This is a genomic window from Zemynaea arenosa, assembly GCF_004614185.1.
In the GTDB taxonomy this organism is placed as follows: domain Bacteria; phylum Pseudomonadota; class Gammaproteobacteria; order Burkholderiales; family Burkholderiaceae_D; genus Telluria; species Telluria arenosa.
On record NZ_SPVF01000117.1, the window covers coordinates 1 to 16,745 of the forward strand.

Here is a 16,745-nt window from a genome sequence, read left to right on the forward strand (position 1 = left end):
TTGGCACTTCGATGCCGTAAATCTAGGGTGGGGGCGTCCATCCCATTGGTTGAGGCAGCGCAAAGGTGGGGCGGGGTGTTGCCGGAGGGTCAGCCGGGGGCGTTCAGGAGCTGGCGCAGGTTGCACTCGGACTGCCAGGTGCGGCGTTCGGCGGTGCTTTGGGCCTGGCGTTGCAGCTCGGCGTCGGGCAGCTCGGCGATGGACTGGATCATGCGGTCGGCGACGGCGGGGTCGGGGAGCATGGTGCCGAAGAAGGCGACCGTGTCGTGGCGCTGGATCAGCAGGGTGGGGAAGTTGTCGACATCGAGGTCTCCCACGATGTCGGCATGGTCTTCGATGTCGACCCACAGGAACACCATGTCCGGATGTTTTGACGCCAGCGTTTCGAACGACGTGCGGTACGAGCCGCATGTGCCGCACCAGGCCGCGCACAGGCAGGCCACGACCAGGCGGTCGCTGTGGATGGCGGCGGACACCGTGGCGCGGTTGTCCTGTTCAAGCGTCAGGCTGTACATGAGCGTATTCTACCGCGCCCGTCCGGCGCTTACGCACTTGCACCCTCGCGGGTGCAGGGGCGGGCAGGGTAAAATACCGGCCATGTCCCTCATCCTTGCCATCGAAACTTCGTCCGAGCTGGCCTCGTGCGCGCTGCTGTCCGGCGACAGCGTGAGCGCGCGCGAATCGTCGGGCGTGCGCACCCATTCCGCGTCGGTCCTGCCTATGGCGCAGGAGCTGCTGGCGGAGGCTGGAGTCACGCTGGCGCAGGTCGATGCGATCGCCTTTGGCTCTGGGCCCGGGTCGTTCACCGGCGTGCGCACGGCCTGCGGTGTGGCGCAGGGGCTTGCGTTTGGCGCGGGATTGCCGGTGGTGCCGGTGGTGACCTTGCCGGCGATGGCGCTGGCGTGCCAGCAGCGGACCGGTGCCACCGATGTCCTCGTGGTGCTGGATGCGCGCATGGGAGAGGTGTATTGGGCCCAGTACCGGATCGTGGATGGGCGGTGGACCACGGTGATGGAGCCGGCGCTGTCGGCGCCCGGCGCGGTGGCGCCTGTCGAAGTGGCGGGGCTGGCCGCATGCGGCAACGGCTTCGCTGCGTACCCCGATGCATTGTCGGACCGGCCGTTCGCTGTGGACGCGCATGCGGACATCCTGCCGCACGCGCGGCAGATCGCGCAGCTGGCGGCCATTGAATTCGCGGCGGGGCGCACGGTGACGGCCGCCCAGGCGCAGCCGCTCTACCTGCGCAACAAGGTCGCCTACACGTCGGCCGAACGCCAGGCCATCAACGCGCGGGACGCGGCATGAGCGTCGCGCCCGATCAGCTGTCCTTCGCTACGGCGTCCATGACGCTGGCGGACCTGGACGAGGTGCTGGCGCTGGAGGAATCGGTCTATCCCTATCCCTGGAGCCGCGCGAACTTCGCCGATTCCGTCGATGCGGGGTATGACACCACGGTGCTGCGCGACGATGAGGGTCAATTGGTTGGCTACTTCCTCGTCATGTGCGCGGTGGACGAAGCGCATCTGCTGAACGTGGCCGTGGCCGCGGGGCGGCAGGGGCAGGGGATCGGGCGGCATCTGCTGGACCGGGTGTGCGCCTGCGCGCGGGCGCATGGGATGGAGTCGGTGCTGCTGGAAGTGCGTCCGTCCAACGAGCGCGCGCTCAAGGTCTACAACGAGTACGGCTTCGTGCAGATCGGCCGCCGCAAGGCCTACTACCCGGCGGCGGGCGGGCGCGAAGATGCGATCGTGATGAGGTACACGCTGTGACCGACTCTCGCACCACAGCCTTCCTGCGCGAGATGGGCATCGGACCGCTGTGGCTCGTCCGCGGCCAGCCTGACGCGGCGGCCCCGGATACCGCCGCTGACGCGCCTCTGACTGCTGCGCCCAGCGCTGCGACTGCAATCAACGAGGTGTCTTCGCCTGCGCCCGGGCAGCATGCATCGGCGCCCGCGCCGTCTGCGCCCGCCTGGCCAGCTTCCGCATCCGCGCAGCCTCCATCCGCGCCCTTGCAGCCCCCTCCCAGCGAGACTGCGCCCGGTGCCGCGCCCGCGCCGGGGCAGCCCGCTGCAGCGTCCACACTCGCCACGCCGCCCGCGCCGCGCGCGTCGTCCGTTCCCTCCGAATCCGCCTGGGATGACGACGCTCACGAGGACACGCCAGCGCGTCCTCCCGCGCACAAACGCACGCCCGACCCGGCGGACCGGCCATCGGCCCACGTCCCGCTGAACTACGCCGTGCAAGGCGCCCCGGTCACCCACGACCCAGCCGCCGACAATGCCCAGCCTGAGGCCACTCCCGAAGAGATTGCGCAGATGGACTGGCCTCAGCTGCACGCCGCCATCGCCAACTGCCGCCGCTGCGGCGCGTACCGCCAGGGCGCGCAACCGGTGCTTGGCAGCGGCCCCGCGCAAGCCCGCTGGCTGGTGAGCGCCGGCGCCACCACCGCCGCTGACGAAAAGGACAATACCCCCGTCGCCGGAGACGCCGGCAAGCTGCTGGCCAACATGCTGGCCGCCGCCGGCCTCTCGCAAGCGGACGAGGTGTACGTCACGAACCTGATCAAGTGCCGCCCCACGACGGGCACTGGTGCTGACCGCGCCCCCACGGCGGAAGAAGCGCAGGCCTGCCGCCCGTTCATCGAGCGCGAAATCGCCCTGACCGGCGCGCGCACGGTCGTCACCCTCGGCCAGATCGCCGCGAACGCCTTGCTTGCGCGTCCGCTGCAGGAACCATTGGCCAGCGCCCGCGGCACAGTCCACACCATCGCCGCAGGACCAAACAGCGTGCCGCTGATCCCCACCCTGCATCCCGGCGAACTGCTGCGCCGCGGCCAGGACAAAGCCCTCGCCTGGGCCGATCTGTGCCTCGCCAAGGCCGCCGATGCGGGACGAAGCTGACAGCTACCAGGCGTCCTTCACACGCCGTTTCAGCGGCCTGACAAACCCGCACGTACGCGCCCTCGCGTGGCTGCTGGACTCACCGGATTTGCTCGACCCCTTGCACCCGCACTGGCAGGGCCGCATCGCCACGCTTCCTGCGCTCGATGAAAGCGCAACCAAATGGTTGCATATTCTCGACCGTGATCCCGCGCCGCTCGAAGAGGCGTTGGGAGACCGCGTCTACACCCGATTGGGCCTGTACGCCGAAAAGCTGATGGCCTTCTACTTCCGCACCCGTGGAGAGCTGATCGCGCATGGCCTGCAAGTGCGCGCCGAGCGCAATGCCACGATCGGCGAGTTCGACTTCCTGCTCGACGCAGGTGGCGGCGCCGCACGCCACATCGAATTCGCTACCAAGTTCTATCTGCTGGAAGGCGTGGCGCCGGACGCGCTGGAAACCCTGGTCGGCCCCAACCTGGCCGATAGCCTCGGCCAGAAGATGCGCAAGATCACCAGCAAGCAGCTGGAACTGAGCCACCATCCCGCCGCACAAGCCGTGCTGCCGCGGCCCGTGGTCCAGGCGCAGGCATTGGTGAAAGGCTGGCTGTTCTACCCGCGCGGAACCGTGAGTGGCGTGGAAGGCCTGACGCCCAACCATTGCCGCGGCACCTGGTGCGCGGCCGACGAGCTCGATCACCTCTCCGGCGACCACTTCGTGCACCTTCCGCGCCTGCAGTGGCTCGCTCCCTATCGAACAGTCGACAACAACGAGGTCCTCGACCGCGCCACGCTGGCACAAGCGGTCGACGCGCACTTCTCCGGCCCACCCGCGCTGCCGATGCTGGTGGCCTCCATGCGCCATGAGCACGGTGCCTGGCACGAATGCGCCCGCGCCTTCATCGTGCCCCTCGACTGGCGCACCCGCGCCGCCAACCGCCGCGTGGGGTGAGTGGGCTACATGGAATCAAAGTGAGGCGCGCGGTGCGCCAGTGATCAGTGCTTATGCTCGCCGATCAGCGCCAGCGCGTCGTGTTCGCGCTGGTTGAGGGCATGGCGCTTCATGATGAAGAACATGGAGCCGGAGATGAACAGGCCAAACAGGACGATGATGGCATTCAGGTTCAGGTCCAGCGTGATCATTGCCGCATACACGGCCAGCATCGTCAGGATGCACAGGTTCTCGTTGAAGTTCTGCACCGCGATCGAATGACCGGCGCTCATCAGCACGTGGCCGCGGTGCTGGAGCAAAGCATTCATCGGCACCACGAAAAAGCCTGAAATCGCCCCCACCGCAATCAGCATCGGATACGCGATGGCCTGCGAATGCACCAGCACCATCAGCATCACGATAATCCCCATCAGGATCCCGAGCGGCAGCACCGTCAGCGACTTGCGCAGCGGGATCAGCTTGGCCGCCGCCGCCGCGCCGATCGCCATGCCGATGGCCACCACGCCCACCAGCCGGGTGGCTTTATCGAACGGCAGATGCAGCGCCTTGTCCGCCCATTTCAGCACGATGAATTGCAGCGTCGCCCCGGCACCCCAGAACAGGGTGGTGACGGCCAGCGAAATCTGGCCCAGCTTGTCGCGCCATAGCGTGGAACAGCAATTGGAAAAGTCGGCAATCAGCCGCACCGGATTGCGTTCCTGGTGCTCATAACGCGCCCCGGTATCGGGAATCTTCCAGTTGCACAGCGTTGCAAAGGCATAGATGCCCACCACCACCCACAGCGCCGCTTCCGGCGGCGTATCCACCCCAAGATCGAGCACCGGAAAATCGAATCCCAGCAGCGCCCTGGAGACGGATTCGCTGAACAGCGCTCCGCCCAGCACCGTGCCGAGAATGATGGACATCACGGTCAAGCCTTCGATCCAGCCATTGGCCGGCACCAGCTTTTCCGCCGGCAGCAGCTCGGTGAGAATCCCATACTTGGCGGGCGAATACACCGCCGCGCCAAAACCGACCACCGCGTACGCAACCAGCGGATGCACATGCGCGAACAGCAGCATGCAGCCCGCGATCTTGACGGTATTCGCAATGAACATCACCCGGCCCTTCGGCAACGCATCCGCGAAGGCGCCCACGAAGGCGGCCAGCAGGATATAGAAGAGAACGAAGGAGAGCTTGAGCAGCGGGGTGAAGAATGCGGGAGCCTTCATGGAGGTGAGCAGCGCAATCGCCACGAACAACAGGGCATTGTCCGCCAGCGACGAGAAAAACTGCGCCGCCATGATGGTATAAAAACCACGATTCATTCGTTACTTTGAAAATCCAGTGTGGGTTGCTTTATACCATGAATACAACGCCCGCCAAAGAAAATGCACCCCTGCGGAACGGGCTTGCGTCCGGTAAAATACCGGCTTTGTCTGCATAGCCATTACCCGCTCCGAACCCCATGCCCAGGCCGATTTCCGCCACCATCCATCTCGACGCGATGGCGCACAACCTGTCCCGCGCGCGCGCCTGCGCACCGGGTGCCAAAGTCTGGGCCGTGGTGAAGGCGAATGCCTATGGCCACGGGCTGGAACGCGGCCTGCGTGGCTTCGCGGCCGCCGATGGCCTGGCGCTGATCGAGACCGAGAACGCGCTTCTGCTCCGTGAGCTGGGCTGGCAGGGCCCGGTCATGCTCCTGGAGGGCATCTTCGAAGCCGCGGACGCCCCCCTGCTGGCCCGCCACGGCATCACCTCCGCCGTCCACTGCATCGAGCAGATCGAGATCCTTGAGCGCGCCAACCTGCAGCAGCCCGTCGACTGCTTCCTCAAGATGAATACGGGGATGAACCGCCTCGGTTTCAAGCCCGAAACCTACCGCGCGGCGTACGAACGCCTGCGCGCCATCCCGGCCGTGCGCAACATCGGCCTGATGACCCACTTCGCCAATGCGGACGAACTGGCCCATCCGCGCGTCACCATCACCGAGCAGATCGAGCGTTTCCAGCGAGGCGCGGACGGCATCCCGGGTGAGCGCAGCCTGTGTAATTCGGGCGGCGTGCTGCTGCGCCAGAGGCTCAGCGGCGCGCTGGCCGACGACTGGGTCCGCCCCGGCATCATGCTGTACGGCGGCACTCCGGGCGGCATGACGGCGGCCGAACACGGCCTGCTGCCCGCCATGACGCTGGCATCGGAGATCATCGGCGTGCAGGAACTGCAGGCCGGAGACTGCGTCGGCTACGGCAGCCACTTCACCGCCGAGCGCCCGATGCGCGTCGGCGTGGTCGCCTGCGGCTATGCGGACGGCTACCCGCGCCATGCGCCGCACGGGACCCCGATCCTGGTGGACGGCGTGCGCACCACGCTGGCGGGGCGCGTGTCGATGGACATGCTGGCCGTGGACCTGACGCCGGTGCCGCAGGCGCGCATCGGCAGCCAGGTGACGCTGTGGGGCCGCGGCCTTCCGATTGACGACGTGGCCCACGCTGCAGGCACCATCGGCTATGAGCTGATGTGCGCCGTCGCGCCGCGCGTGCGGATGGCGGAGGCGGATGTGGGAGCGCAGCATGGCTAAGGCCAAGACCAACTACACCTGCAGCGAGTGCGGCGGCATCAGCGCCCGCTGGACCGGCCAATGCGGCTCCTGCCAGGCCTGGAACACGCTGGTGGAAACCGCCATCGAGGCGCCGAGCCAGAACCGCTACTCCCAACAACCGCAGCACAAATCCTTGGCGCAGACCGCGCCCGTCCTCTCGCTGGCGGACATCGAAGCCATCGACGTGCCGCGCTTCGGCACCGGCATCGATGAATTCGACCGTGTGCTGGGCGGCGGCCTGGTGGCCGGTGGCGTGGTGCTGATCGGCGGCGACCCGGGCATCGGCAAATCGACGCTGCTGTTGCAGGCCCTGTCCAGCCTCTCGCGCACCCGCAACGTGCTGTATGTGAGCGGCGAGGAGTCCGGCGCCCAGATCGCGCTGCGCGCGCGCCGCCTGAACGTGGAGGCGAAAGAACTCAAGCTGCAGGCCGAGATCCAGCTCGAGAAGATCCTCGGGACGCTGGCGGACCTGAAGCCCGAGGTGGCGGTGATCGACTCGATCCAGACCCTGTACTCGGATGCGCTGACCTCCGCTCCCGGATCGGTGGCCCAGGTGCGCGAATGCGCGGCCCAGCTCACGCGCGTGGCCAAGCAGTCCGGCGTGACGATCATCCTGGTCGGCCACGTGACGAAGGAGGGCGCGCTGGCCGGTCCGCGCGTGCTGGAGCACATCGTGGACACGGTGCTGTACTTCGAGGGCGACACGCAATCGAGCTTCCGCCTGGTCCGCGCCATCAAGAACCGCTTCGGCGCGGTCAACGAACTCGGTGTGTTCGCGATGACGGAGAAGGGCTTGAAGGGCGTCTCCAATCCCTCGGCCCTGTTCCTGTCGCAGCACGACAGCCAGGTCCCCGGCTCGTGCGTGATGGTGACGCAGGAAGGCACCCGTCCGCTGCTGGTGGAAGTGCAGGCGCTGGTCGACACCAGCCATTTGCCCAACGCGCGCCGCCTGTCGGTGGGCCTGGAGCAGAACCGTCTCGCGATGCTGCTGGCGGTGCTGCACCGGCACGCGGGCATCGCGGCCTTCGACCAGGACGTCTTTATCAACGCGGTCGGCGGTGTCAAAATCACGGAACCCGCGGCCGACCTGGCGGTGCTCCTGGCGATTAACTCCTCGATGCGCAACAAGGCGCTGCCGCGCGGGCTGGTGGTGTTCGGTGAAGTCGGCCTGGCGGGCGAGATCCGCCCGGCGCCGCGCGGGCAGGAGCGCCTGCGCGAGGCGGCCAAGCTGGGGTTCTCGATCGCCGTGATCCCCAAGGCCAACGCGCCGCGCCAGGCCATCGAGGGCATGAAGATCGTGGCGGTGGAGCGGATCGACGAAGCCTTCACCAAGCTGCGCGAACTGGATTAAACAAAAAATCGGAACAAGAACACCGTGATCGAAGAACTCCGCCAATCGCAACGCAAGCCCCTGAAGGTGAAAGCCCTGCTGGCCATGGACGGCCAGCCGCCGGTCGCCGGTCGCACCCTGGACATCAACGCCAACGGCGTTTGCGTGGCCCAGGAACAGCCCTGCCAGGTGGGCCGCACGGGCACCGTCAAGTTCGACATCTTCTACGACGGCAAACCGAATTCCATCACGGCCAAGGTCAAGGTCGCGTACTGCATCTTCAGTTCCGGCGAGTTCAAGCTCGGGCTCACCTTCGTGAACCTGGACCTGAGCGCGATGAGCATCGTCGCCAAATACCTGAAATAGGCCTGTTCAGCCCCGCTGATTCGCGGCTGGCCTGCACTGCCACGGTGGCATAATTGCCATCATGGCCATCAACTCCCTGCCCACCTCGCAGCTCGGCGCCGGCATCACCTCGGCGGAGCTGTACGCGCGCGTCTCCAAGTCGCTGTTGTCGCAGAACGGAACCGTCAAGCAGCTCGAGAAGGACATCACGCGCGACCAGACCCGCCTGTCGGGACTCGGCCAGCTGGCCGGAATGCTGGATGACTTCAAGGCGGTCGCCGAGTCGCTCGCGGGCACGGGGCTGAAGACGGCCGCCACCTCGTCGGCGGCCAATGTGCTGACGGCGTATACCTCCGGCACCGCCACAGTCGGCGCGCACACCATCGACGTGCAGCAGCTCGCGCAGGCGCAGACCCTGATGACGCGCGCGGTCTCGGACAAGGCGGCCCCGCTGGGCACCGGTGCGGCGACCAAAATCACCGTGAGCGCGGGCGGCAGCAGCCAGACCATTGCCATCGACGCCACCAACAACACGCTGGACGGCATCGCCAGCGCCTTCAAGGCGGCCGGCATCGATGCGCAGGTGGTGCGCGCGGGCAGCGGCTATGCGCTGTCCCTGACCAGCGAGACGGGCCTCAAGAACAAGCTCTCGATCAGCGTGGACGGCGACGCGGCCCTGGCCAACGTGCTCCAGCTGACCCAGACCCGCGCCGCGCAGGACGCGGTGCTCACCATCGACGGCAAGCAGGTCACCAGCGCGGACAACGACGTGACGGGCGCATTGCCCGGCGTCGCGCTGGCGCTCAAGGCCACCGGCAAGACCACCGTCACCGTGTCCCAGGCCAGCAGCCAGATTCCGCAGAACGTGAAGCTGTTCGTGGACGCCTTCAATGGTCTCTCGGACAAGCTCACCGCGCTGCAGAAGGGCGACCTGAAGGCCGACCCCACGCTGCAGCAGGTGCAGTCCCAGCTTGCCCAGATCGTCGGCGGCACGGGCGGGGACGCGCTGGCCAAGGCCGGCGTCACCCTGCGCGGTGGCGTGCTGAAAATCGACGAGGCCAGGCTGAAGGCCGCCATCGCGGCGGACCCGGACGGCACGGCCAAACTGTTCACCGACTCCGGCAATGGCGTGGCGGACAAACTGGCCACCAAAATCGCCCAGCTGACCGGCGCCTCCGGCCTGCTGGACAAGCAGGTGGACAGCGTCGGCGCCGATCTGAAGACGCTCACCGCCAAAAAGTCCAGCATCACCCAGGCGGTGACCGCGCAGGCCGCCCAGCTGGTGCAGCAGTACGCCAATGCCGCCGGCGGCACCGGCGGCACCGGCGGGCTGACCGGCTACACCGGCCGCACCTCGCTGTTCGACTTCTTCGCTTGACCGCATCGCGGCCCACGCGGCTGAATTGCACGTTTGCAACATAAGGACGCTCGGCGGCGGCCTGGCAGGTGCAATGTTGCCGTAAGTCATACATAATGGGCGGTTGATCCCACTGCCGCGGCGCGCGCCGCCTGCTTGTATGCCCCGTCCCGACCACGCCCTCCGCCTCGTCGCACCGCTACTGTGTGCGCTCCTGCTGGCCGCCTGCGGACAGGGGGAGAGCGATAGACCGGCGTTTACGCCCACGCTGACGGCGTCCTCGATGTCCCAGACCAGCCGGGACACGGCCGCCTACCAGACCACCGTCCAGCAGCTCTACATCGCCTATTTCGGGCGGCCGGCCGACCCCGGCGGTTTGGTCAACTTCACCAATGCGCTGGGTTCACTCGGCGTGGCGGCGGACATCCAGAGCCTGAACGCGATCTATGACAGCAACCCCGCCGTGCGCCAGCTGGTGGATGCCTTCGGCACCTCGCAGGAGTCGCTGAGCCTCTACGGCGGACAGGACACGCGCGCCTTTGTCACCTCGATCTACCTGCACGTCCTGGGGCGCAGCCCGGACACGGACGGCCTGAATTACTGGTCCGAGGCCATCGACGTGCATGGCCTGTCCAAGGGCCACGCCGCGCTGTCGATCATGGCCGGGGCGCTGGTCAACAGTACCGCGCAGGGCAAACTGGACGCCCAGACCATCGCCAACAAGATCACGATGGCCAGCAACTACTCTGCCGCCTTGGTCACATCCGGCCTGACCGGCGCCTACAACGGTGACGACGATGCGGCGCGCGCGCGCGATGCGCTATCGGCGGTGACCAGTACCACCGACCCGGTGAAGAGTGCGATCACGCTGCTGCCCGCGCACGCTGTGGCCGGGCAGAAGACCGAGGGCCTGGTGAAGGCCGTGAGCGTGGCCGGTCCGCGCGCGGCCTACAACCTGACCCGCAATGCGGACGGCAGTTTCAATGCTACGGCGCTCTCGGATGGCAAGACCACGCGCGTGGCGGCCGGCACCACCGCAATCCGCTTCACCGATGCCGCCGTCAACCTGACCATCACGACCACCCTCAGCAGCGTGGCCGCGGCCGACGTGAGCGCCGTAACGGACCTGTACCTCGGCATCTTCAACCGCGTGCCGGAGGCGGACGCGCTCGAGTACTGGGTCCGCCAGCGCAAGATCGGCCAGAGCCTGGAGCAGATCGCCAGCGCCATGTACTACGCGGCGATCCAGCCGGCGTCCGGCTCGGGCCTCTCGTCCGTCCTGCAGGATGCCGATTTCGTCACCCGCGTCTATACCCAGCTGCGCGGCGCGGCGCCCGATGCGGCAGCGCTGCAAAAGTACATCGCGCAGATCGGCACCGCCGGGCGCGGCGCCACCGTGCTCGCGATGCGCAACGACATCCGCGCCAGCAGCACGGCCACCGCGCTGCTGGCCAACAAGGCCGCGCTGGCGCAGGCAGTGGCCGTCGAGCAGGGCCTGTCCTACCTGAGCGCGGCGGACGGCGCCACGGCCACCGCCGCGGTCACCGCCAAGGTCACCGGCTCGGACACCAGCGCCGCGCTGGCGGCCATCACCGGCCGCCAGGCCGGCTTCACGCTGGCCGCCACGTGGCAAGCCTCCGTCCAGCCGGACTACAGCGCGTCCATCGCGCGCACCGAAGTGCCGGTACCGCTGGTGACGCCGCAGCCGAGCATCAAGTCGGCCAACAAAACTTTCTTCTTCCACCACGCGCCGCCGCGCACGATCAAGCTGGTGGACCTGAACAACGACGGCCTGGACGACGTGATCGTCGCGCCGACGCTGTTCGACCAGGGGCCCAAGCTGCCGCTGGAAATCTGGCGCAACAAGGGCGACGGCGTGTTCGTGCAGTCGGCGTCCACGCTGATCGATGGGGACGTGCCGCTGACCGGCTCCGTCAACGCCATCTTCGTCGCCGACTTCAACCGCGACGGCAAGCCGGACATCTTCCTGGTCGACCAGGGCCTGGAAGACAAGGACTGCGGCAAGGGCTGCGACGGCGCCACCAACATCGTCCTTATGAGCCAGCCCACGGGCAAGTGGAAGGACGTGAGCAGCACCTTGCCGGGCAACAGCAACTCGTTCAATCACGTATCTTCGATGGGCGACGTGAATGGCGATGGCCTGCCGGATATCGTCATCGCGCGCCTGGGCGGCACCCTGGTGGAAGGCGAGGGCGTGGTCATCTACGCCAGCAAAGGAGATGGCACCTTCAGCCGCGAGACCACCTCGCTGCTGCCGGACGAAGTGGCCTACTTCCCGAGCAGCGAGTTCTATACACCGGCCTTCGACGCCGCCCACCCGGCGCCGTACTCGCGCCAGCGCGCCGGAGCCACGGCGGTGGGCGACCTCACCGGCGACGGCAAGAACGAGATCGTCACCTGCAGCTATGCGGGTACGGACAGCCGCATCGACGACCGCACCGTGCGCATCCTGCAGCGCGGGGCGAGCGGCAAGTATGCGGAAGCGGCACGCATCAGCATTCCGGCGGCACTCAAGGCCACCAGCACGCTGGGCTGCTCGGGCCTCTCCATCGCCGACTACGACCGCGACGGCCGCGCCGACTTGCTGGTCATCTGGGAAGACCAGAACGGCGCGGGCGTGAAGGCGGTGATCCTGAAGGGGCAGGGCGGCCTGCAGTTCACCGACGTGACCACGGCCGCGCTGGGCGGCTATGCCATCGATTACCAGAGCAATGGCTATCGCTTCAACCCGCTGGTCTACGAGTTCCGCGACCTGAACGCCGACGGGCTGCCGGACATCATGCTGCGCAGTACCGGCGTGACCGCCGCCATGCTGGCCTCCGGCATGCCGACCAGCTTCCTCAACCGCGGCGACGGGACCTTCACGCGGCAGACGCTGCGCCTGAACGGCGCGGCCGTCAATGAATCGCAGGTGGCGGCGGCCATGGGCTGCGACTGGTGCAGCTACATGCCGCTGTTCGGCAAGCTGCAGCCGCATGCCGCGGGCGACCAGCGCCTGGATCTGCTGTTGTGGACCGACACGGAGAAGACCGTGACCACGCCCTACTGGCAAGAGAGCGCAGTGGTCCTGCGCACGCTGCTGGCGCGCTGAGCACGTAGCCCGCACCGCGTGCGCGGCCCGCACACGAAAGCGGCGGCGACCTTACGCAGGTCCCGCCGCTTTTCTTATTGGCCTAGTCGGCCGCGTTCACTCATCGTGGTAGTGATCATGCAGCTTGTTATGGCTGCCGTGTGCTTCCTGATATAGCTCCCATGCGACCAGACCCGCGATGCTGCCGAGGATCGCAATGAAAAACGTCACCCCAATCATACAAATACGCCGCTGTTGAGCAGTGCCTCCCTTTGTGACGCCAACGACTTGGTGCGATGGCACACTTTGAATTTAGCATGTGTCCGGAGCATTTCAAGGCTTGAGTATCAGGTCAGGCGCCATCACGGCCTTCAGGTAGATGCTGTCCGGGTCGTCCGCATCGCGCTGGCTGATCCACCAGGCGTTGGCCTTCTTGACGTTCCAATACTGCGCATCGCCCGACAGCAGCAGGGCCGCGACCTGCCCCAGCGTCGGCTGGTGCCCGACCACCAGCACCACCTTGCGCGCGTGCGGCCAGTTGGCGGCCCTGAGCACGGCTTCGGGGTCGGCGCCGGAGGCGATCTCGGGCACGGTCTTGTAGCGGCGGCCCAGCGGCTCCACGGTCTGCTGGGTGCGCAGGGCGGGGCTGACGATGATCTCGGCCGATTCCGGCAGCTGCGCGGCCAGCCATTCGGCCATGCGGCGCGCCTGCTTGTGGCCCTTGGTGGTGAGTTTGCGGCGGGCGTCGGCCTCGCCCGGTGTGCCGTCCTCGGCTTCGGCGTGGCGCCACAGAATCAGGTCCATGCTGGTCTCCTTTGGTGTCGGTGAATCAGGCGGACTGGGAACCCAATTGCTCCATCAGGTAGCTCTGCGCGGAAAACGCGGACTTGCCGCGCGACTTACGCCGATGATAATGGCCCTGCCCATCGAGCTCCCACGCGTTTGAATTGTCCTTGAGGTAGGGATTCAGGCCTTCCACGATCACGCGCCGCTTGAGCGCCTTGTCCAGCACCGGAAAGGCGACCTCGATCCGGCGCAGCAGATTGCGGCTCATCCAGTCCGCGCTGGCGAGATAGACGTCGTGCTGCAGGTCGTTACGGAAGTAGTAGATGCGGCTGTGCTCCAGGAAGCGTCCGATCACCGAGCGCACCTTGATGTTCTCGGACAGCCCCGGCACGCCCGGCCGCAGGATGCAGGCGCCGCGCACGATCAGGTCGATCTTGACGCCGTCCTGCGAGGCCGCGTACAGGGCGCGCACGATGGTCTCGTCGGTCAGCGCGTTGACTTTGGCGATGATGCGGCCCGCCTTGCCGCCGCGCGCCAGCCGGGCTTCGTTGCGGATCGCCTTCACCAGCTCGTTCTGCAGGGTGAAGGGCGCCAGCCACAGGTGCTGGAACTTGTGCGGCTTGGTGAGACTGGTGAGGTGGATGAAGACCTCGTTGACCTCTTCGCCCAGCGCCTGGTTGGCGGTCAGGAGGCCGAAGTCGGTGTACAGCTTGGCCGTGGTCAGGTGGTAATTGCCGGTGCCGAGGTGGCTGTAGTAGCGCAGGCCCTCGGGCTCGCGCCGCACCACCAGCGCCATCTTCGCATGCGTCTTGAGGCCCACCACGCCGTACACCACCTGCGCACCGGCCTGTTCCAGCTTGTCCGCCCACTTGATGTTGGCTTCCTCGTCGAAGCGGGCCATCAGTTCGAAGATGACCGTCACTTCCTTGCGGTTGCGCGCGGCGGCCAGCAGCTGCTCCATCAGTTCGGAGGTCATGCCGGTGCGGTAGATGGTCTGCTTGATGGCGACCACGTCCGGATCGTGGGCGGCCAGGCGGATGAAGTCCAGCACCGGCTGGAACGACTGGTAGGGATGGTGCAGCAGGATGTCGTGCTTGCCGATCTGCGCGAACAGGTCGGTGCCCGCCTTGAGCGGAAAGCCGGGCACGAAGGGCGGCCAGCGCATGGCCGGGATGCGGGTCTGGTCGATCAGCTCGCTCAGGCGCACCAGGTTGACCGGGCCATCGACCGCGTACAGGCGGTGGCGGTCCAGGCCGAACTGGTCCAGCAGGAACTGTGACAGCTCGGGCGGGCAGTTGCGCGCCACCTCCAGCCGCACCGCCTTGCCGAACTGGCGGCTCTGCAGCTCGCCGGTGAGGGCCTGGCGCAGGTTCTTGACCTCTTCCTCGTCCACCCACAGGTCGCTGTCGCGCGTGACGCGGAATTGCGAATAGGCGATCACTTCGCGCCCCGCGAACAGGTCGCCGATGTGGGCGTGGATCACGGAGGTGAGCAGGCAGAAGGAATGGATGCCTGGCTTGGAGAGGTGGTCCGGCAACTTGATCACCCGCGGCAGGATGCGTGGGGCCTTGACGATGGCAATCGCCGTGCCGCGTCCGAACGCATCCTTGCCGGACAGGGCGACCACGAAATTCAGGCTCTTGTTCACCACCTGGGGGAAGGGGTGGGCCGGGTCCAGCCCGATCGGCGTCAGGAGAGGGCGCACCTCCTTCTCGAAGTAGGCCTTGACCCAGGCGCGCTGGGCCTCGGTGCGCTCGTTATGGCGCACCAGCTGCACGCCCTGTGCGCGCAGGGCGGGCAGCACATCGCTATTCAAGATGGCGTACTGGCGGTCCACCAGCGCGTGGCACTCCTGGCTGACGCGTTCCAGCATCGCTTCCAGCTGCGGGTGGGCGGCCAGCCCGCCATCGCTGTTGGCCTGGGCCAGCAGGCCGGCCACCCGTACTTCGTAGAACTCGTCCAGGTTGTTACTGACTATACAAAGGTAGCGCAGCCGCTCCAGCAAAGGGAGGCTCTGGTCCTCGGCCTGGGCCAGCACGCGCCGGTTGAAGGTGAGCAGGGACAGCTCGCGGTCCAGGAAGAGGTCGGTCTTGCCGGTGGACGTGGCGGCGCCAGTCGAAGTCTTCATTTTTTTCTTTGCAATCAGATAAGTTCCCCACGATTGAATGTAGTTCGGAAATATGACAGGACCATGACCCGGCCGCCGCCCGCCTGTCATAAACGCTCGGCAAAAAGCGTAGCACGCCCCGCAAACTGATGATTTTCAATTTATTTCCCATGTCATAAAGGCGTCACATTGGGAACTTAGACTGCGCAGCGTTGTTAAACCAATCCCCTCCCTTGAAGGACGAGACAATGCAAATCAAACAACTGGTGATGTCCCTGGTGGCTGCTGCAGTAACGATGTCGTCGGCGATGGCCGCCGATATCACCGGCGCCGGTTCCAGCTTCGCTTACCCGATCTATTCGAAGTGGGCGGAAACCTACAAGAAGAACTCCGGCACCGGCCTGAACTACCAGTCGGTGGGCTCGGGCGCCGGCATCAAGCAGATCAAGGCCAAGACCGTGAACTTCGGCGCCTCCGACATGCCGCTGCCGGTCGAGGAGCTGAATGAAGCGGGCCTGGTGCAGTTCCCGACCATCATGGGCGGCGTGGTCGCCGTGGTGAACCTGGACGGCGTGGCGCCGGGCGCGCTGAAGCTGACCGGCCCGGTGCTGGCGGATATTTTCCTGGGCAAGGTCACCAAGTGGAACGACAAGGCCATCGCGGCCCTGAATCCGGGCGTGAAGCTGGCGGATGCCGACATCACCGTGGTGCACCGCGCGGATGGCTCGGGCACCTCCTTCCTGTGGACCAACTTCCTGTCACAGACCAACGCCGAGTTCAAGACCAAGGTCGGGGCTGGCACCGCCGTGAAATGGCCGGTGGGCGTGGGCGGCAAGGGCAATGACGGCGTGGCCGCCAACGTCCAGCGCATCAAGGGTTCGATCGGCTATGTCGAATGGGCCTACGCCAAGAAGAACAAGATGGCGCACACCCAGCTGCAAAACAAGGACGGCGTGTTCCTGCAGCCGGACGACGACAACTTCAAGGCTGCTGCCGCGAATGCCGACTGGGCCAAGGCCCCGGGCTTCGGCGTGGTGCTGACCAACCAGCCGGGCAAGCAGTCGTGGCCGATCACCGGCGTGACCTTCGCGCTGATGCACAAGTCGCAGGCTGACGCCGCGACCGGCAAGGAAGTCCTGAAGTTCTTCGATTGGGCCTTCAAGAACGGCGGCGCCTCCGCCACCGAACTGGATTACGTGCCGATGCCGCAGGCCGTGATCACCCAGGTGGAAGGCGTGTGGAAGCAGAACGTGAAAGACGCTTCCGGCAAGGCCCTCTGGTAAGTCCCCCGGCGCCGTCCTCGCTGTCCGGAGGGCGG

14 protein-coding genes are annotated in these 16,745 nt (G+C 66.6%); 10 read left to right on the plus strand and 4 right to left on the minus strand.

Annotated elements, in window-relative coordinates:
- Positions 1–89 precede the first annotated feature (89 nt).
- Complete coding sequence (locus E4L96_RS08680) at positions 90–515, minus strand: thioredoxin family protein (RefSeq protein WP_135206819.1); 426 nt, start codon at positions 513–515, stop codon at positions 90–92.
- Positions 516–597: 82 nt separating this feature from the next.
- On the opposite strand from E4L96_RS08680, the gene tsaB reads away from it, so the two are divergent.
- The 4 genes from tsaB to E4L96_RS08700 all read left to right on the plus strand — a co-directional run bounded on the left by tsaB (position 598) and on the right by E4L96_RS08700 (position 3,833).
- Positions 598–1,305, plus strand: a complete 708-nt coding sequence (tsaB, locus tag E4L96_RS08685) for a tRNA (adenosine(37)-N6)-threonylcarbamoyltransferase complex dimerization subunit type 1 TsaB (RefSeq protein WP_135206820.1) — start codon at positions 598–600, stop codon at positions 1,303–1,305.
- Positions 1,302–1,769 (plus strand): ribosomal protein S18-alanine N-acetyltransferase, encoded by a 468-nt coding sequence (gene rimI, locus E4L96_RS08690; RefSeq protein ID WP_229414329.1) that lies wholly within the window; start codon positions 1,302–1,304, stop codon positions 1,767–1,769. The genes tsaB and rimI overlap by 4 nt, the downstream gene beginning before the upstream one ends.
- A 242-nt stretch (positions 1,770–2,011) precedes the next feature.
- Complete coding sequence (locus E4L96_RS08695) at positions 2,012–2,902, plus strand: uracil-DNA glycosylase (protein ID WP_135206821.1); 891 nt, start codon at positions 2,012–2,014, stop codon at positions 2,900–2,902.
- Positions 2,886–3,833 carry a DUF1853 family protein gene (locus E4L96_RS08700; protein ID WP_135206822.1) on the plus strand — a complete coding sequence of 316 codons (948 nt, stop codon included), beginning with the start codon at positions 2,886–2,888 and terminating at the stop codon, positions 3,831–3,833. Before E4L96_RS08695 ends, E4L96_RS08700 begins: the two co-directional genes overlap by 17 nt.
- A gap of 44 nt (positions 3,834–3,877) precedes the next feature.
- Here E4L96_RS08700 and lplT read toward each other — a convergent pair whose 3' ends face one another.
- Positions 3,878–5,140, minus strand: coding sequence for a lysophospholipid transporter LplT (gene lplT, locus E4L96_RS08705; protein ID WP_135206823.1), 1,263 nt, complete (start codon positions 5,138–5,140; stop codon positions 3,878–3,880).
- Between the two features lie 140 nt (positions 5,141–5,280).
- Here lplT and alr point away from each other — a divergent pair, with 140 nt between their 5' ends.
- From alr to E4L96_RS08730, 5 genes are all read left to right on the plus strand, one after another.
- Positions 5,281–6,390 carry an alanine racemase gene (gene alr / locus E4L96_RS08710; protein ID WP_135206824.1) on the plus strand — a complete coding sequence of 370 codons (1,110 nt, stop codon included), beginning with the start codon at positions 5,281–5,283 and terminating at the stop codon, positions 6,388–6,390.
- Positions 6,383–7,762 carry a DNA repair protein RadA gene (gene radA / locus E4L96_RS08715; RefSeq protein WP_135206825.1) on the plus strand — a complete coding sequence of 460 codons (1,380 nt, stop codon included), beginning with the start codon at positions 6,383–6,385 and terminating at the stop codon, positions 7,760–7,762. Before alr ends, radA begins: the two co-directional genes overlap by 8 nt.
- A 24-nt stretch (positions 7,763–7,786) precedes the next feature.
- The gene (locus E4L96_RS08720) at positions 7,787–8,107 is read left to right on the plus strand and encodes a PilZ domain-containing protein (protein WP_135206826.1); all 321 of its coding nucleotides are present in this window, start codon (positions 7,787–7,789) and stop codon (positions 8,105–8,107) included.
- 61 nt (positions 8,108–8,168) lie between these two features.
- Entirely contained in the window at positions 8,169–9,464 is a 1,296-nt protein-coding gene (gene fliD, locus E4L96_RS08725) for a flagellar filament capping protein FliD (RefSeq protein ID WP_135206827.1), read from the plus strand.
- Positions 9,465–9,726: 262 nt separating this feature from the next.
- A complete protein-coding gene (locus tag E4L96_RS08730) occupies positions 9,727–12,555 on the plus strand; it encodes an FG-GAP-like repeat-containing protein (protein WP_167758638.1) in 2,829 nt (942 codons plus the stop codon).
- 312 nt (positions 12,556–12,867) lie between these two features.
- Here the strand turns inward: E4L96_RS08730 and sixA are convergent, their stop codons facing one another.
- On the minus strand, positions 12,868–13,338 hold the full coding sequence (gene sixA / locus E4L96_RS08735) for a phosphohistidine phosphatase SixA (RefSeq protein WP_135206829.1): 471 nt from the start codon (positions 13,336–13,338) through the stop codon (positions 12,868–12,870).
- Between the two features lie 25 nt (positions 13,339–13,363).
- The gene (gene ppk1 / locus E4L96_RS08740) at positions 13,364–15,448 is read right to left on the minus strand and encodes a polyphosphate kinase 1 (RefSeq protein ID WP_135206830.1); all 2,085 of its coding nucleotides are present in this window, start codon (positions 15,446–15,448) and stop codon (positions 13,364–13,366) included.
- 227 nt (positions 15,449–15,675) lie between these two features.
- Here ppk1 and pstS point away from each other — a divergent pair, with 227 nt between their 5' ends.
- The gene (pstS, locus tag E4L96_RS08745) at positions 15,676–16,710 is read left to right on the plus strand and encodes a phosphate ABC transporter substrate-binding protein PstS (protein WP_135206831.1); all 1,035 of its coding nucleotides are present in this window, start codon (positions 15,676–15,678) and stop codon (positions 16,708–16,710) included.
- Positions 16,711–16,745 lie beyond the last annotated feature (35 nt).

What these genes read in the sequence shown, in the direction of transcription:
- E4L96_RS08680 (WP_135206819.1), bottom strand. Translation starts at nt 515, where the DNA reads ATGTACAGCCTGACGCTTGAACAGGACAACCGCGCCACGGTGTCCGCC.
- tsaB (WP_135206820.1), top strand. Translation starts at nt 598, where the DNA reads ATGTCCCTCATCCTTGCCATCGAAACTTCGTCCGAGCTGGCCTCGTGC.
- rimI (WP_229414329.1), top strand. Translation starts at nt 1,302, where the DNA reads ATGAGCGTCGCGCCCGATCAGCTGTCCTTCGCTACGGCGTCCATGACG.
- E4L96_RS08700 (WP_135206822.1), top strand. Translation starts at nt 2,886, where the DNA reads ATGCGGGACGAAGCTGACAGCTACCAGGCGTCCTTCACACGCCGTTTC.
- lplT (WP_135206823.1), bottom strand. Translation starts at nt 5,140, where the DNA reads ATGAATCGTGGTTTTTATACCATCATGGCGGCGCAGTTTTTCTCGTCG.
- alr (WP_135206824.1), top strand. Translation starts at nt 5,281, where the DNA reads ATGCCCAGGCCGATTTCCGCCACCATCCATCTCGACGCGATGGCGCAC.
- radA (WP_135206825.1), top strand. Translation starts at nt 6,383, where the DNA reads ATGGCTAAGGCCAAGACCAACTACACCTGCAGCGAGTGCGGCGGCATC.
- fliD (WP_135206827.1), top strand. Translation starts at nt 8,169, where the DNA reads ATGGCCATCAACTCCCTGCCCACCTCGCAGCTCGGCGCCGGCATCACC.
- E4L96_RS08730 (WP_167758638.1), top strand. Translation starts at nt 9,727, where the DNA reads ATGTCCCAGACCAGCCGGGACACGGCCGCCTACCAGACCACCGTCCAG.
- sixA (WP_135206829.1), bottom strand. Translation starts at nt 13,338, where the DNA reads ATGGACCTGATTCTGTGGCGCCACGCCGAAGCCGAGGACGGCACACCG.
- ppk1 (WP_135206830.1), bottom strand. Translation starts at nt 15,448, where the DNA reads ATGAAGACTTCGACTGGCGCCGCCACGTCCACCGGCAAGACCGACCTC.
- pstS (WP_135206831.1), top strand. Translation starts at nt 15,676, where the DNA reads ATGCAAATCAAACAACTGGTGATGTCCCTGGTGGCTGCTGCAGTAACG.